Below are 14,994 nucleotides of genomic sequence, written 5' to 3' on the forward strand. Positions count from 1 at the left end.
GGCAGGCCGGCCGCGACCGCGCGTTAGCCCTGATGCGCAGGGACGCGCAGGGCTGCACGGATTGGTGTTAAATGTATTTTGGTGCGCATCAGGGGCGCGCCGGAATGGGGACGCACCGGCGTCGCGTAAGCCCGGCGCGGAAAACGGCACGAAGCATCGCTCACGAATCGGGCGCATCAGACCCGGTTGAACTGACGGCAGGATTCAGCTTGAATACCGAACCGCAAAGTTCTCGCTACAGCCTCGGCCTCGCGGCGGAAGTGCTCGCATCCGAGCAGAGCGTGCTGAGGCTGATCACGCGCAACACACCGCTGCCGGAACTGCTCGTCGAAGTATGCCGGCGCGCCGAGGCACTGCTCGGCGACGGCGCCTCGTGCACGATCCTGCTGCTCGACACGGACGGCGTGCACGTGCACGTCGGTGCCGCGCCGTCGCTTCCCGCGCAGTACAGCGCGGCGATCGACGGGGCATCGATCGGGCCCGCCGCGGGCTCGTGCGGCACGGCGATGTACGAGCGGCGGATGATCGCCGTCGAAGACATCGAAACCGATCCGCTGTGGGCCGACTTTCGTTCGCTCGCGTTGCCGCTCGGCCTGCGTGCGTGCTGGTCGGTGCCGTTTCTGGACGACTCGGGCACCGTGCTCGGCGCGTTCGCTGTCTATCACCGCACGCCGCGGCGGCCCACGGACGCGGAAACCGACCTGTTGCGCGATATCGGCAACAGCGTCGGCCTCGCGGTGCATCAGGACTCGATCGCGCGGCAGCTCGTGCGCAGCGAGGAACATCACCGCCTGGTCGTCAACAGCCTGAACGAAGGGATTCTCGTCGTGTCGCCCGACGGCGTGGTGGTCGCGAGCAATCCGAGCGCGAACCGGATGATGCGCGTGAAGGGCGACCTCGTCGGCCGCCGGCTGTCGACGGTGATCCTGTACAAGCTGTACGAGGACGGCACGCCGGTCGCGCCCGACGACTGGCCGAGCCGGCGCGCGTTCACCACGGCCATGCCGCAGCTCGACTACACGGTCGGCTTCGGGCTCGCCGACGGCGACGTCATCTGGGTGCGCGGCAACGCGGTGCCGATCGTGAAGCCGGGCGAGACGCAGCCCGAATCGGTGCTCGTGTCGTTTCACGACATCGGCCCCGTGCGCGAAGCGCAGCAGCAACTGCGCTATCTGGCGACGCGCGACGCGCTGACGGGCCTCTACAACCGGCGCTGGCTCTCCGACCGGATGCGCGAGCTATTCGGCGCGCGCGATGCGGCGGCAGGGTCCGCGCGTGTCGCGATCCTGTTCATCGATCTCGTCGGCTTCAAGAAGGTCAACGACACGGCCGGGCACGACGCCGGCGACACACTGCTGCGCAGCGTCGCGGCGCGCCTCGCGGCCTGCGGGGGCGGGCGCCATTCGCTCACGCGCGTCGGCGGCGACGAGTTCGTGATCCTCGTCGACGATTGCGACGATCCCGACGCGCTCGCCGTGCTCGCGCGCGAGGTGATCGACACGATCGCGAAGCCGTTCGCGATCGCGAACAACGAGTATTGGCTCGGCGTGTCGATCGGGATCAGCGTCGCGCCGCGCGACGGCGACGATGCGGCCACGCTGATGCGCAACGCCGATTCCGCGATGTACGACGCGAAGCAGCGCGGCCGCAACCACTTCACGTTCTTCACCGCGCAGTTGAACCTGCGCCTGCAGCGACGCTTCGCGATCGAGCAGTCGCTGCGGCGCGCGATCGCCTCGGATACGCTGCGGCTGGTCTACCAGCCGGTCGTCGATGCGCGCAGCGGCCGCACGGTCGGTGCCGAAGCGCTGCTGCGCTGGACGAGCCCGGAGCTCGGGCCGATGTCGCCTGCGGAATTCATCCCGGTCGCGGAAGATTCCGGGCTCATCGTCGCGATCGGCCAGTGGGTGCTCGAAACGGCCTGCCGGCAGGCCGCCGAATGGCGCCGCACGATCGCACCCGACCTGATGCTGGCGGTCAACCTGTCGCCGCGGCAGTTCCACGATGGGCTGGTCGAATCGGTCGACCGCTGCCTCGAACAGACGCGGCTCGATCCGGGCGCGCTCGAACTGGAGATTACCGAAGGACTGCTGATGAACGACACGGACACGGTGCTGCCGATGCTCGAGGCGCTCACGGACATGAACGTGCGGATCTCGGTCGACGACTTCGGCACCGGTTATTCGTCGCTTGCGTACCTGAAGCGTTTTCCGCTGCACAACCTGAAGGTCGACCGTTCGTTCGTGTCGGGCGTGCCCGATCATCGCGACTCCGTCGCGATCACGCAGGCCGTCGTCGCGATGGCGCATTCGCTCGGGATGAAGGTCACGGCCGAAGGCGTCGAGACCGAGGCGCAGTCGTGGTTCCTGCAGCAGATCGGCTGCGACATGCAGCAGGGGTACCTGTTCGGCAGGCCGCTCGATCCGGCCGACTACGCACGCCGGCTCGTCGCCGTCTAGGGGTTCACGCGAAACTGCCGCCGTCCGGTGGGGCAGCGGAAGCCGGCGGTGCGGGCGGCGCATCGATCTCGACGCGATTCTTGCCGTCGTGCTTCGCGCGGTACAGCGCGCGATCGGCCGCCTCGATCAGCGACGTCGTCGGCAGGCTGGCGGCCGGCACGATGCTCGCGCCGCCGATGCTGATCGTCACGTGGCGTCCCGTCGACGAGTGCGCGTGCTCGAGCCGCAGCGACTCGACCGCGAGGCGGATCTTCTCGCCGAGCAGCCGCGCGGCGCCCGGCGACGTGGCCGGCATCACGACCGCGAACTCCTCGCCGCCGAAACGCGCGGCGAGATCGCCGGACTGCCCGAGACAGCGTTCGATGGTGGTCGCGACCTGTTTGAGCACGCCGTCACCCGACACGTGGCCGTACGTGTCGTTGTACAGCTTGAAGTTGTCGACGTCGATCATCAGCAGCGACAGCTCGCTGCGCTCGCGCGTGCCGCGCCGCCATTCGGCGGCCAGATATTCGTCGAGATAGCGGCGGTTCGACAGCCCGGTGAGGCCGTCCGAATGCGTGAGGCGCCGCAGCTCGAGATTGGCCTCCAGCAGTTGCTGCTGCGATTGCCGCAGCGCGCGATAGGCCTCGTCTCGCTGAAGCAGGTTCATGTACGAGCGCGAGTGATAGCGGATCCGCGCGATCAGCTCGATGCGGTCTGGCAGTTTCACGAGGTAGTCGTTCGCGCCGGCCGCGAACGCGGCGCTCTTGATCACCGGCTCTTCCTGCGTCGACAGCACGATGATCGGCACGTCGCGCGTCGCCGGATTCGCGCGGTACGCCTTCACGAGGCTCAGCCCGTCGGTGCCGGGCATCACGAGATCCTGCAGGATCACGGTCGGCCGCGTCTCGATCGCGGTCGCCAGCGCGTCGTCCGAGCGCGGGCAGTAGTGGAAGTCGATGCCGTCCTCGTCGACGAGCGCGCGCCGGACGGCTTCCGCGACGATCGTCTGGTCGTCGACCAGCAGGACCATCGCGGGGGCGTCGGCATGCGGCGAGGGTGTCGCGTGCGCGGCGTCGAACGCCGCATGCAGGCCGCCGGGCGCGCGGGTGAAGTCGCTAGTCATGATTGATGCAGGGTTGCGCCAGGGCAGCGATGGGTGTGACAGGGTTTCATCGGGATCAGATCCGCGCGAGTGCCACCAGCTCGCCCGCGATGCGCTCGAGCGGCAGGATCGCGCGCGCGGCGCCGAGCGTCGCGGCCGCCTTCGGCATGCCGTAGACGGCGCTGGTCGCCTCGTCCTGCGCGATCGTGTGACAGCCCTTCATTCGCAGTGCCTTCAGGCCGATCGCGCCGTCGCGTCCCATGCCGGTGAGCAGCACGCCGATCACGCGGCCCGGCCAGCGCTCGGTCAGGCTGTTGAAGAACACGTCGACTGACGGCCGGTACGGCGTGGCGGCCGGTTCGCGCGTGTATTCGAGCGTGCCGGTGCGCGTGATGCGCAGGTGATCGTCGGTCGCCGCGAGCAGCGCGACGCCCGGCTGAGGGCGGTCGCCTTCGTGCGCGACGCGCACGGTCAGTGGCGTCTGGCCGTCGAGCCATTGCGCCATTCCTTCGGCGAACGCGCGGTCGACGTGCTGGACGATCACGATCGGCGCGCTGAAGTCGGCCGGCAGGCTGCCGAGGATCGACGCGAGCGCGCCGGGGCCGCCGGCGGATGCGCCGATCGCGATCAGCGGGCCGCCGCTCGCGCGCGAGGCCGTGCCGGCCGCGCGGACACCGCCGGGCGCCTCGAGCAGCCGGCCGATCTGGTCGATCTTCGCGAGCAGCGGCTGCGCGGTGTCGCCGCCCGTGGCTTCGCCGAGGCGCGGCGTGTCGACCGCATCGAGCGCGCCGGCGCCCATCGCTTCGAACACGCGCCACGCGTTCGCGCCGATGCAGCTCGTCACGATCAGGATCGCGCACGGGCGGCTGGAACGCATGATCCGCCGCGTCGCCTCGACGCCGTCGAACTTCGGCATGATCAGGTCCATCAGCACGACGTCGGGCGGTTGCGCGGCGCACAGTTCGACGGCCTGCGCGCCGTCGGTCGCGACCCACAGCACGCGATGCTCGGGCCGGCGCGCGAGCGCACGGCGCATCGCCTCGACGGCAAGCGGGAGGTCGTTGACGATGCCGATGTTCACAAGCGGGATACTCCGGTCGGTTCGTAGTGTTGGATGTGGGCCGGGTTCATGAAAGGCAGCGCCGGTCGGCGCCGCCGAACGGCATCGGCGGGCGGACGGCACGGAATTCTTTTGGACTGGCGACGCCCCGAATGCTGTCATGCGGCGCGAGCGGCGGCAATCGAAAAAATTGCGCATTGCGTCGGTTCCGCCCCTTTCCTCTATGGCCACGTGGCATTTCTTGCCGCCAGGGAGGCCGGACGGCGATGTGCCGGATGATGCGGCCGCGCGGCAATCCGTCGCCGACGCGTTCGTGACGGCGGGAAGGGCGGCGCCCGGCACGGGCGCACGCGCAGGCACCGGCGAGCCGGCCGCGAGCAGGCCGGCGCACCGCGCCCGGTGCGCGTTCAGTCGTTCAATGGCTGCGGGCGTACCCCTGGATCAGCGCGCGCATCATCCCTTCGACCGTTGCGTCGAGCAGGTCGGCTTCCTGCTCCGATTCCTCGACGAGCGCGGCATAGGCGGTCGCGAGCGTCACGCGATCGACTTCATGGCGTTGTTCCATCAGCGTCACCATCCCGTCCTTCGCCAGATGAGCGGAGAACGCGCGGCTGCCGATGGTCTGGAATACGTCAATCATGGCGGCTCTCCCGAACGTTGCGATGCCTTCCAGTGTAGTCGGCGCACCGACGCTCCGCCATGCGCGGCGGGGCGCGGGCCGGCCCCGGCACGCCGGCCGGAATCGTGCGTGCCGCGCGCGCGTTGCCGCCACCCGCCGCCCGCCGCCCGCCGCCCGCCGCGAATCGTCCAGCCGAAACACCCCGGACACACGGGCGACGCAACGTGGCGTTGATTTCAACGTTTACCCGAAGCCTCAAATTGTCGACTTTTTATCGATAAAGTCTCGTGTTAGATTTTTCCGCCTGAAGCCGGTCGAAACCGGGCGGGCGGCGCGCCTTCACGGCGCCGCGCATCCATCACAAGGAGGGGCAATGCTGGTGCTGATTGGGGTGCCGATCGTCGTGATCGGTTTCGCGCTGCGCTTCAACGCGCTGCTGGTGGTCACGATCGCGGGGCTTGCGACAGGGCTGGCGGGCGGGCTGAATCTCGTCGACATCGTCAGCGCGTTCGGCAAGGCGTTCACCGAAAACCGCTACATGGGGCTGATCTGGCTCACGCTGCCGGTGATCGCGCTGCTCGAGCGCAACGGGCTCAAGGAGCAGGCGAAGCGGATGATCTCGCGCGTGCAGGCGGCCACCACGGGCCGCGTGCTGATGCTGTACTTCGTGCTGCGCCAGGTGACGGCCGCACTCGGCCTCACGTCGCTCGGCGGCCATGCACAGATGGTGCGGCCGCTGATCGCGCCGATGGCCGAGGCCGCCGCCGTCAACCGACGCGGCGAGCTGCCGGAGTCGGTGCGCCAGCAGATCCGCGCACACGCGTCGGCCGCCGACAACGTCGCCGTGTTCTTCGGCGAGGACATCTTCATCGCGATCCAGTCGATCCTGCTGATCAAGGGCTTTCTCGAGCAGAACGGGATCTCCATCGAGCCGCTGCACCTGTCGGTGTGGGCGATTCCGACCGCGATCGCCGCGCTGCTGATCCACTGCGCGCGCCTCGCGCTGCTCGACCGCCGGCTGGCGCGCGGCTACGGCCTGCTGGCGCAGGAGGGCGCGCGATGATCGGCCTCGAATCGCTGTACACGCTCGCGGGGCTGATGTTCGCCGCATTTGCATGCTTCAACCTGACCGATCGCACGAACCCGCGCCGCGTCGTCAATTTCGCGTTCTGGGCGATCTACGCGCTCACGTTCCTGTTCGGTGCGCTGCTGCCGCATTTCGTGACGGGCTGCCTCGCGATCGCGCTCGCGGTCATTGCCGGCTCGGGCAAGCTCGGGCGCGGCAAGTCCGACGAAGCCGGGGAGGCCGCGGCCCTGCGACGCGAGACGCTCGCACAGCGTTTCGGCAACAAGCTGTTCCTGCCCGCGCTGCTGATTCCGGTCGTCACGCTGATCGGCACCTTCGCGCTGAAGCACGTGCCGTTCGTCGACCAGAAGAGCGTGACGCTGATCTCGCTCGTGCTCGGCACGCTCGTCGCGTTCGCCGTCGCGCTCGCGATGCTGCGCGATTCGCCGGTGCATGCGGTGAAGGAGGCTCGCCACACGATGGACGCGGTCGGCTGGGCCGCGATCCTGCCGCAGATGCTCGCGGCGCTCGGCGCGCTGTTCGCGGTCGCGGGCGTCGGCGGCGTGGTGTCGGGGCTCGTGAAGGAGTGGGTGCCGATCGATTCGCCGTTCGCGGTGGTCGCGGCCTACACGGTCGGCATGGCGCTGTTCACGATGATCATGGGCAACGGCTTCGCTGCGTTCCCGGTGATGACGGCCGGCATCGGCCTGCCGCTGATCGTCCACCAGTTTCACGGCAACCCGGCGATCGTCGGCGCGATCGGGATGCTGAGCGGCTTCTGCGGTACGCTGATGACGCCGATGGCCGCGAACTTCAACATCGTGCCGGCGGCGCTGCTCGAGCTGAAGGACAAGAACGGCGTGATCAAGGCGCAATGGCCGACGGCCGTGCTGCTGCTGGCCGTGAACACGCTGCTGATGTACGCGTTCGCTTTCCGCTTCTGAGTCCGCTTGTGACTCCGCTTGTGACTCCGCTTGTGACTCCGCTTGTGACTCCGCTTGTGACTCCGCTTGTGACTCCGCTTCTGACCCGATGGACGAGATGCTCATGACCGACCGACTCACACCCGAACTCGCCTCGACATTCGCGTCGCTCGCACTCGCGCACCTGACCCGCGAATACCCGAACAAGCTCACGCATTCGCTCGAAGGGCCGCACGACGTGCAGGCGCCGCGCGCGCTGCACCCGATCTTCTACGGCAGCTACGACTGGCATTCGTGCGTGCACGGCTACTGGCTCGTGCTGCGCATGCTCGAACGCTATCGGGCCTTGCCCGAGGCCGAGCGAATCATCGCGATCGTCGATGCGCACTTCACCGATGCGAACGTCGCCGGCGAGCGCGCGTATCTCGCGCTGCCGCACAACGCCGGCTTCGAGCGGCCGTACGGCTGGGCGTGGCTGCTCGCGCTCGCCGCGCAGCTCGAGCGGCTCGCGCTGAAGGGCGCGCTGCCGCAGGCCGCGCGCTGGGCGAAGACGATGGCGCCGCTCACCGACCTGTTCGTGGCGCGCTTCGAAACCTTCCTGCCGAAAGCGACCTATCCGCTGCGCGTCGGCACGCACTTCAACACCGCGTTCGCGCTGGCGCTCGCACTCGACTTCGCGCGCGACACGCAGCGCGACGGGCTTGCGGCGCTGATCGTCGATACCGCGAAGCGCTGGCACCTGAACGACGTCGCCTGCCAGGCGTGGGAGCCGTCGGGCGACGAATTCCTGTCGCCGGCGCTGATGGAGGCCGAGCTGATGCGGCGCGTGTTGCCGGCCGCCGAATTCGACGGCTGGTTCGCGCGTTTCCTGCCCGATCTTGCGCGCGGCGAGCCGGCGACGCTGTTCGAGCCGGCAACGGTCAGCGATCGCAGCGACGGCAAGATCGCGCACCTCGACGGGCTGAACCTGAGCCGCGCGTGGTGCCAGCGTTCGCTCGCCGGCGCGCTGCCGGAAGGCGATGCGCGACGCGCGAAGCTGCTCGATGCGGCCGACCGGCATCTCGCGAGCGCGCTCGCGCACGTGGCCGGCGACTACATGGGCGAGCACTGGCTCGCGACGTTCGCGGTGCTCGCGCTGGAGGCGTAGCGCGCGAAACCCCGCCGGCGGCAAGGTCTTCGGCGCGCGGCTATACTCGCCGCTCGGGCCGTATCGCGCGGCATGCGTTGCGCGATGCTGCCATCCGTTTCGTTGCCGCCTCGCCATGGACAAGCTCATTTCCTATATCGCCGCGATCCACGGGCTCGCGGGCCCGGTGTCGATCGTGTCGCATGCAACGTCGCACGAGCGCTGGACCGACGACGATGTCGAGGTCACGCGCGACGAAACCGAATACCGCTTCGACAACGGTGCGATCGTGCGCCGCTCGGTCGAGCAGGACCGCGCGCCGTCCGATCTGCTGTGCGCCGAATGCTGGATCGATTACGACGTGCTCCGCCATCCCGATGCGCAACCGATCGGCCCGACGCGGATGACGTTCGACAACGTATGCCGTGAAACCTTCTGGCTGCGTTATCACCTTGCGTGACCGCGTGACTGCGCACAGCCTTGTCAACCCGGCGGCGCGCCATCGCTCGCATGCAACAGCGGCGCGAGCCGCGTAGCCGCCTCCCGCATCTTCGGCACGTTCTCCAGTAAATCGTTGAGTGTCGCGCGCGCGGTCGGCGCATGCACGGCGAGCGCCGCGAGCACGCGACCGCTTGCGGCATCCTTCACCGGCACCGCAACAGCCACCATCCCGCGCACGAATTCCTCGTTGTCGATCCCGACGCCGCGCGCCGCGAGCCGGTCAAGCTCGGCCGCGAGTAACTGCGCGTCGGTCAGCGTCCGGTAGGTCATCTTCTTCAGCGTGAGCCGCGCGAGCATCGCGTTGCGCTCCAGCGCATTCATCTGCGACAGGAACAGCTTGCCGCTCGCCGTGCAATGCAGCGGCACGCGCATGCCGGGCCGCATCTCGAGCCGCAGCGGCTCGGTCGTCTCGACGCGTTCCACATACAGCACCGTGTCGCCATCGAGCGCGGTGAGGTTGCAGGTTTCGCCGAGCACGTCGACGAGCGCACGCAGCACCGAGCGGCAGCCGCGCGTGAAGGTGTTGTTCGACAGCGCCGCGAGCGCGAACTGCGCGGCGCGCGGGCCGAGCGCGATGCCGCGGTCGTGGCCGCGCGAGTCGGGCATGTGGATCACGTAGCCGCGCGTTTCGAGCGACTCGATCAGGCGCAGCAGCGTCGCCTTTGGAATGCGCAGCCGCGCGGCGAGCTGCGACAGCGTGTACGGCTGCCCGGCCGACGCGAGCGCTTCGAGCACGGCGAGGGCGCGCAGGACGCGCGCGTCGTCGGCGAGCGCGCCATCGGGCGGCGCGGGGGCGGTTTCGCGCATGTGTCTCCTCCGTGGGGATCGGCGTGCGTCCCGGGATGGTGTGCGATGGAAATGAAACGAATTGAACGGTTTTTGTACCACATTCGCGCCGTGGACAATAAATCGGCTTGTATGCGTTCCGTGTGCTCAATAAATTTGGACAAAACATACCGGATTTTTCCAATACCCCGGGACGGAGACACGTATGACACGCAGCTTCGACTATGTGGTGGTTGGCGCGGGATCGGCCGGTTGCGTCCTCGCCAACCGGCTGTCCGACGGCGGCCGCCATACGGTGTGCCTGCTGGAAGCAGGCCCCGCCGACAACTACATGTGGATCCACGTGCCGATCGGCTTCGGCAAGACGATGTTCCACCCCGTGTACAACTGGGGCTTCCACACCGATCCCGATCCGAACATGCACAACCGCCGCCTGTACTGGCCGCGCGGCCGCACGCTCGGCGGCTGCAGCTCGATCAACGGGCTGATCTACGTGCGCGGGCAGCAGCAGGACTACGACCACTGGGCCGCGCTCGGCAATCGCGGCTGGAGCTGGCGCGAGTGCTTGCCGTATTTCCGCAAGCTCGAACACAACACGCTCGGAGAGGGGCCGACACGCGGCACCGGCGGCCCGCTTTGGGCGTCCGTGATCCGGCAGCGGCACGAACTCGTCGACGCGTTCGTCGCCGCATCGAACCGGCTCGGCGTGCGCACGGTCGACGATTTCAACACGGGCGACCAGGAAGGCGTCGGCTATTACCAGCTCACCACGCGCAACGGACTGCGCTGCTCGACGGCTGTGGCCTACCTGAAGCCCGCGCGCGGGCGGCCGAACCTGCATGTCGAAACCGATGCGCAGGCGCTGAAGGTGCTGTTTGACGGCGCGCAGGCGTCCGGCGTGCGCTATGTCCAGCATGGCAAGGTTCGCGAGGTGCGTGCGTTGCGCGAGGTGATCCTCGCGGCCGGCGCGCTGCAATCGCCGCAACTGCTGCAGGTGTCGGGCGTCGGGCCGGCCGCGCTGCTGAACCGCCACGGGATTCCGGTCGTCGCCGATCGCGCGGGCGTTGGCGAGAACCTGCAGGATCATCTGCAGATTCGTCTGATCTACGAAGTAACGAAGCCGATCACGACCAACGACGAACTGCATTCGTGGGTCGGCCGCGCAAAGATGGGGCTGCAATGGGCGCTGTTCCGCGGCGGCCCGCTCGCGATCGGCATCAACCAGGGCGGCATGTTCTGCCGTGCGCTGCCGGACGAATCGGCGACGCCCGACATCCAGTTCCATTTCTCGACGCTGTCGGCTGATTCGGCGGGCGGCAGCGTGCATGCGTTTCCCGGCTGCACGTATTCGATCTGCCAGCTGCGGCCCGAATCGCGCGGCACCGTGCGAATCCGCACCGACGATGCGCGCGACGCGCCGTCGATCCAGCCGAACTATCTCGACACCGAGCGCGACCGCCGCACGACGGTGGCCGGCGTGCGCTTCGCGCGGCGCGTCGCGGCGGCCGAGCCGATGGCGCCGCTGATGAAGCGCGAGGTGCGGCCGGGCGCGGACGCGCAGACGGACGACGAACTGCTCGAGTTCTGCCGCGAATACGGGCAGACGATCTTCCATCCATCCGGCACCGCGAAAATGGGCGTCGCGAGCGATCCGCTCGCGGTCGTCGACGAGCGGCTGCGCGTGTACGGCACGCGCGGGTTGCGCGTGGTCGACTGCTCGATCATGCCGACCCTCGTATCGGGCAATACCAACGTGCCGATCGTGATGGTCGCCGAGAAGGCGTCCGACATGATCCTCGAGGATGCACGCGCGGCCGATCGCGGCCGCAGCGCTGCACCGGCCGCCGAGGCGCTCGCGTAAGGCATCGCCGCTCATCCACCCGCGCGGCCCGTGCTCCTGCGCCCGGACGGCCGCCGCGCGTTTATCGATGCCCCCGCCGGCACGGCGCCGGGGCAGGTTGCGGCGCATCCTTACCTGGAGAAGCTCGCATGGCAATCGATTCCCGGGTCGTCCGACGCGTGGCCGCGGCCAGCGTGATCGGCGCGACCGTCGAGTGGTACGACTTTTTCCTGTACGGCGTGGTCGCCGGCATCGTGTTCGACAAACAGTACTTTCCGGCCGGCGACGCGTTCGTGTCGACGATGCTCGCGTATGCGACGTTCGCGGTCGGCTTCGTCACGCGGCCGCTCGGCGGCCTGCTGTTCGGCCATCTCGGCGACCGCGTCGGGCGCAAGTCCGCGCTGATCCTGACGATGCTGATCATGGGTGTGTCGACGGCCGGCGTCGCGTTCCTGCCGACCTACGCGCAGATCGGCATGTGGGCGCCGGTGCTGCTGCTGACGCTGCGCGTGCTGCAGGGCATCGGCCTGGGCGGCGAGTGGGGCGGCGCGGTGCTGATGGCCTACGAGTACGCGCCGCCGCACCGGCGCGGGCTGTATGCGAGCCTGCCGCAGATCGGGCTCGCGATCGGGCTGTGTCTCGCGGCCGGTGTGGTCGCGGCGCTGTCGCGTGCGTTGCCGGACGCCGCGTTCCTCGCGTGGGGCTGGCGCGTCGCGTTCGCGGCATCGCTGCTGCTCGTCGCGGTCGGCTTCTACATCCGCACGCGCGTGGCCGATACGCCCGAATTCGTCGCGCTCAAGCGCCAGCGGCGTGATACGAAGCTGCCGATCGTCGAACTGCTTGGAAATTATCGGCAGGCGATCCTGCTCGGGATGGGCGCGCGGTATGTCGACGGCGTGTTCTTCAACGTGTTCGCGGTGTTTTCGATCGGCTACATGACGCGCAACCTGTCGATCTCGCGCGGCGACGCACTGCTCGGCGTGATGAGCGCGGCGGTCGTGATGTGCGTGTTCATCCCCGTGTTCGGCAGCCTGTCGGACCGGCTCGGCCGCGCGCGTGTGTACCGGTGGGGCGCGACCCTGTGCGGGCTGTCGGTGCTGCCCGCATTCTGGCTGCTGCAGACGCAATCGACGAACCTGCTCGCCGTGTGGCTCGCGCTGGTGATCCCGTTCGGGATCTTCTACGCGATGGCCTACGGGCCCGAAGCCGCGCTGTTCGCGGAGCTGTTCGACGCGAACGTGCGTTATACGGGTATCTCGTTCGTCTACCAGGTGTCGGGCATCTTCGCGAGCGGCCTGACGCCGATCGTCGCGACCGCGTTGCTGCGCGTGAACGGCGGGGCGCCGTGGCTCGTCGGGGTTTACGTGATGTTGTCTGCACTCCTGTCGATCGTGTCCGCGCGGGCGATCGAGAAGCGCGGCGGCGTGGCCGGCGTCGCGGCGCGCGCGATGTGATGGCTGGCAGGGTGGATGGGGTGGGGTGCGGCGCGGGGTCGTATCGGCGGCGCGGTCGTCGGTCGGTGCCGCGTCCGTGCCGCTGACCGTTGCCGTCGGCCGGTCAGCCGGTTGTCCGATGCGGCGCGCCGTTCGGCGTCCCGGTTGCCTCGCGGTGCCGCGCCCGCGCCGCGATCGCAGCCGATCGTCGCCCACCGCCGGTCGCCCGCTGTTGTCCGCCACTCGGCCGCCCGCGCGCTGGTCCAAGCGAATCCGGTCCACTGGCCCTACCTGTGAAAAATCGGCCTGCCTACACTTTCCTCGACAGATCGCCGCATTGAAGCATCTGCACACGATCGACCCGAAGAGAACGATCAGGAGACAGGCATGACCAACACGCAGTCGGCAGCATTCGCCCGTGCGGCGAGCGCGCGCCCCGCATCAGTCAGTCGAATCGCTTCGTGCGCCCGTTGCGGCGCGGCGGGCACGCCAGCGTCGGAGGTATGACCATGTCGACCTCATCCATCGAACGCACCGCGAGCGCCTACGCCGGCGGCCGGCCGAACGATACGCGTTACGACCCGACCTACGATCCGCTCGTGTCGCCGGGGCCCGGGTGCGGCAAGCAGTACGCGCCGACCTACTGGGTCGCGACGGCCGGCACCCCGCCGCCCGACGACGGCCCCGTCACGCGCGATCTCGATGTCGACGTCGCGATCATCGGCGCCGGCTATACGGGCCTCGCGACCGCGCTGTGCCTCGCGCGGGACCACGGCATCAAGGCCGTCGTGCTCGAAGCCAACCGCACGAGCTGGGGCTGCAGCAGCCGCAACGGCGGGCAGGGGCAGAACGCGTCGGGCCGGCTGTCGCGCTCGCAGTGGATCGAGCGCTGGGGCAAGGACGTCGCGCTGAAGATGCATGACGAGATCCTCGAAGGCTTCGAGCACTTCAAGTCGCTCGTGTCGGAAATCGACTGCGACCCGCAGCCGGGTGGCCATTTCCTGATCGCGCACCGTCCGCGCATCATGGCGAAGCTCGCGGCCGAGGCGAAGGTGTGGAAGGACGTGTTCGGCTATCCGTCGGAGCTGCTGAGCGCGGAAACCTTCCGCCGCGAATTCATCAACGACCACGAGGCGGCCGGCGCGCTGCACGAGCCGGAAGGCATCGGCATCCATGCGCTGAAGCTCGCGTTCGGCTACCTGCGCCTCGCGCGCGAAGCCGGCGCGAAGGTGCATACGAGCAGCCCCGTGCTCGGCTTCGAGACGATCGACCGCGTGCATCACCTGCGCACGCCCGGCGGCGTCGTGCGGGCCCGCGCGGTCGGCATCGCGACCGGCGCGTACACCGCGCAGACGCTGCATCCGTCGCTGCGCAGCAAGGTGATGCCGATCCTGTCGAACTCGATGGTCACGCGCCCGCTCACCGACGCGGAGATCGACGCGTGCAATTTCCGCACGACGCAGGTGCTGACCGACACGCGTACGCTGCGCTTTTACTACCGGTTCCTGCCCGATCGCCGTCTGCAGATCGGCAGTCGCAGCGCGATCACCGGCGACGATGCGCCGAACCCGCGTCATCTGGAATTGCTGAAGGAAGGGATGGCGCGCAAGTTTCCCGCGCTGCGCGGCGTGGAGATCGATTATTCATGGTGGGGCTGGGTCGACGTCAGCCACGACATGATGCCGCGCGTGTGCCAGCCCGACCCGCGGCAGTCGGTGTACTACGCGCTCGGCTACGGCGGCAACGGCGTGTCGTACTCGCAGCAGGCCGGCCGCCGGCTGGCCGAGCAGATCGCGGGGAAGGGCGCACGCCAGACGCTGCCGATCTTCACGTCGCCGCTGCCTGGCCACCCGTTCGCGCCGTTCCGGCGCATAGGGCAGCGGATGCTCTACCTGTCGTACTTCAGGAATGACGAAAAGCCCTGAACGCAGTGCTCATCGCCGGGCGTGACGTAACCCGCGCCGGGCTGTCCAACACAATAAAAGCAACAGAAATCCGTGCGGCCGGGGCTGCAGGCGCCCCTGCACGCGCCGTCGCCGGCGGCGCCCGCGCTCACCCGACGGTGGCAAGCGGGCGGCGTCCGGACAACTGGATATG

At 68.7% G+C, this 14,994-nt stretch carries 12 protein-coding genes; 8 read left to right on the top strand and 4 right to left on the bottom strand.

The features are described 5' to 3' along the window. The first annotated feature begins 209 nt into the window (after positions 1–209). Positions 210–2,459 carry a putative bifunctional diguanylate cyclase/phosphodiesterase gene (locus BTE28158_RS11890; RefSeq protein WP_151051568.1) on the top strand — a complete coding sequence of 750 codons (2,250 nt, stop codon included), beginning with the start codon at positions 210–212 and terminating at the stop codon, positions 2,457–2,459. A gap of 4 nt (positions 2,460–2,463) precedes the next feature. On the opposite strand, the gene BTE28158_RS11895 is transcribed toward BTE28158_RS11890, so the two are convergent. The 3 genes from BTE28158_RS11895 to BTE28158_RS11905 all read right to left on the bottom strand — a co-directional run bounded on the left by BTE28158_RS11895 (position 2,464) and on the right by BTE28158_RS11905 (position 5,243). Continuing rightward, positions 2,464–3,564: a diguanylate cyclase gene (locus tag BTE28158_RS11895; RefSeq protein WP_151051571.1), complete on the bottom strand. Its 1,101-nt coding sequence runs from the start codon at positions 3,562–3,564 to the stop codon at positions 2,464–2,466. Positions 3,565–3,619: 55 nt separating this feature from the next. Then, positions 3,620–4,624: a chemotaxis response regulator protein-glutamate methylesterase gene (locus BTE28158_RS11900; RefSeq protein ID WP_174919883.1), complete on the bottom strand. Its 1,005-nt coding sequence runs from the start codon at positions 4,622–4,624 to the stop codon at positions 3,620–3,622. Between the two features lie 394 nt (positions 4,625–5,018). Continuing rightward, complete coding sequence (locus BTE28158_RS11905; RefSeq protein ID WP_039357299.1) at positions 5,019–5,243, bottom strand: hypothetical protein; 225 nt, start codon at positions 5,241–5,243, stop codon at positions 5,019–5,021. A 352-nt stretch (positions 5,244–5,595) separates the two neighbouring features. Between BTE28158_RS11905 and BTE28158_RS11910 the strand changes: the two genes are divergently transcribed. From BTE28158_RS11910 to BTE28158_RS11925, 4 genes are all read left to right on the top strand, one after another. Beyond that, positions 5,596–6,285 carry a DUF969 domain-containing protein gene (locus tag BTE28158_RS11910; RefSeq protein ID WP_151049655.1) on the top strand — a complete coding sequence of 230 codons (690 nt, stop codon included), beginning with the start codon at positions 5,596–5,598 and terminating at the stop codon, positions 6,283–6,285. Next, positions 6,282–7,232 (top strand): DUF979 domain-containing protein, encoded by a 951-nt coding sequence (locus tag BTE28158_RS11915; protein ID WP_151049653.1) that lies wholly within the window; start codon positions 6,282–6,284, stop codon positions 7,230–7,232. The genes BTE28158_RS11910 and BTE28158_RS11915 overlap by 4 nt, the downstream gene beginning before the upstream one ends. 103 nt (positions 7,233–7,335) lie before the next feature. Beyond that, positions 7,336–8,358, top strand: coding sequence for a DUF2891 domain-containing protein (locus BTE28158_RS11920; RefSeq protein ID WP_151049649.1), 1,023 nt, complete (start codon positions 7,336–7,338; stop codon positions 8,356–8,358). A gap of 115 nt (positions 8,359–8,473) precedes the next feature. Further along, positions 8,474–8,797: a hypothetical protein gene (locus tag BTE28158_RS11925; RefSeq protein ID WP_151049647.1), complete on the top strand. Its 324-nt coding sequence runs from the start codon at positions 8,474–8,476 to the stop codon at positions 8,795–8,797. A 23-nt stretch (positions 8,798–8,820) separates the two neighbouring features. Here the strand turns inward: BTE28158_RS11925 and BTE28158_RS11930 are convergent, their stop codons facing one another. Then, positions 8,821–9,645 carry an IclR family transcriptional regulator gene (locus BTE28158_RS11930; RefSeq protein WP_059598796.1) on the bottom strand — a complete coding sequence of 275 codons (825 nt, stop codon included), beginning with the start codon at positions 9,643–9,645 and terminating at the stop codon, positions 8,821–8,823. A 184-nt stretch (positions 9,646–9,829) separates the two neighbouring features. Here BTE28158_RS11930 and BTE28158_RS11935 point away from each other — a divergent pair, with 184 nt between their 5' ends. The 3 genes from BTE28158_RS11935 (at position 9,830) to BTE28158_RS11945 (ending at position 14,822) form a co-directional block, all read left to right on the top strand. Then, complete coding sequence (locus BTE28158_RS11935) at positions 9,830–11,485, top strand: GMC family oxidoreductase (protein ID WP_151049645.1); 1,656 nt, start codon at positions 9,830–9,832, stop codon at positions 11,483–11,485. Positions 11,486–11,613: 128 nt separating this feature from the next. After that, the gene (locus tag BTE28158_RS11940) at positions 11,614–12,918 is read left to right on the top strand and encodes an MFS transporter (RefSeq protein ID WP_151049643.1); all 1,305 of its coding nucleotides are present in this window, start codon (positions 11,614–11,616) and stop codon (positions 12,916–12,918) included. A gap of 488 nt (positions 12,919–13,406) precedes the next feature. Then, positions 13,407–14,822: an NAD(P)/FAD-dependent oxidoreductase gene (locus tag BTE28158_RS11945; RefSeq protein ID WP_151049639.1), complete on the top strand. Its 1,416-nt coding sequence runs from the start codon at positions 13,407–13,409 to the stop codon at positions 14,820–14,822. Positions 14,823–14,994 lie beyond the last annotated feature (172 nt).

This window comes from Burkholderia diffusa, assembly GCF_902499115.1.
GTDB lineage: Bacteria > Pseudomonadota > Gammaproteobacteria > Burkholderiales > Burkholderiaceae > Burkholderia > Burkholderia diffusa.

Bases quoted from the DNA above. Each gene is read 5' to 3' on its own strand.
- BTE28158_RS11920 (WP_151049649.1), top strand. From the start codon at position 7,336: ATGACCGACCGACTCACACCCGAACTCGCCTCGACATTCGCGTCGCTC.
- BTE28158_RS11940 (WP_151049643.1), top strand. From the start codon at position 11,614: ATGGCAATCGATTCCCGGGTCGTCCGACGCGTGGCCGCGGCCAGCGTG.
- BTE28158_RS11925 (WP_151049647.1), top strand. From the start codon at position 8,474: ATGGACAAGCTCATTTCCTATATCGCCGCGATCCACGGGCTCGCGGGC.
- BTE28158_RS11930 (WP_059598796.1), bottom strand. From the start codon at position 9,645: ATGCGCGAAACCGCCCCCGCGCCGCCCGATGGCGCGCTCGCCGACGAC.
- BTE28158_RS11910 (WP_151049655.1), top strand. From the start codon at position 5,596: ATGCTGGTGCTGATTGGGGTGCCGATCGTCGTGATCGGTTTCGCGCTG.
- BTE28158_RS11935 (WP_151049645.1), top strand. From the start codon at position 9,830: ATGACACGCAGCTTCGACTATGTGGTGGTTGGCGCGGGATCGGCCGGT.
- BTE28158_RS11905 (WP_039357299.1), bottom strand. From the start codon at position 5,243: ATGATTGACGTATTCCAGACCATCGGCAGCCGCGCGTTCTCCGCTCAT.
- BTE28158_RS11915 (WP_151049653.1), top strand. From the start codon at position 6,282: ATGATCGGCCTCGAATCGCTGTACACGCTCGCGGGGCTGATGTTCGCC.
- BTE28158_RS11895 (WP_151051571.1), bottom strand. From the start codon at position 3,564: ATGACTAGCGACTTCACCCGCGCGCCCGGCGGCCTGCATGCGGCGTTC.
- BTE28158_RS11945 (WP_151049639.1), top strand. From the start codon at position 13,407: ATGTCGACCTCATCCATCGAACGCACCGCGAGCGCCTACGCCGGCGGC.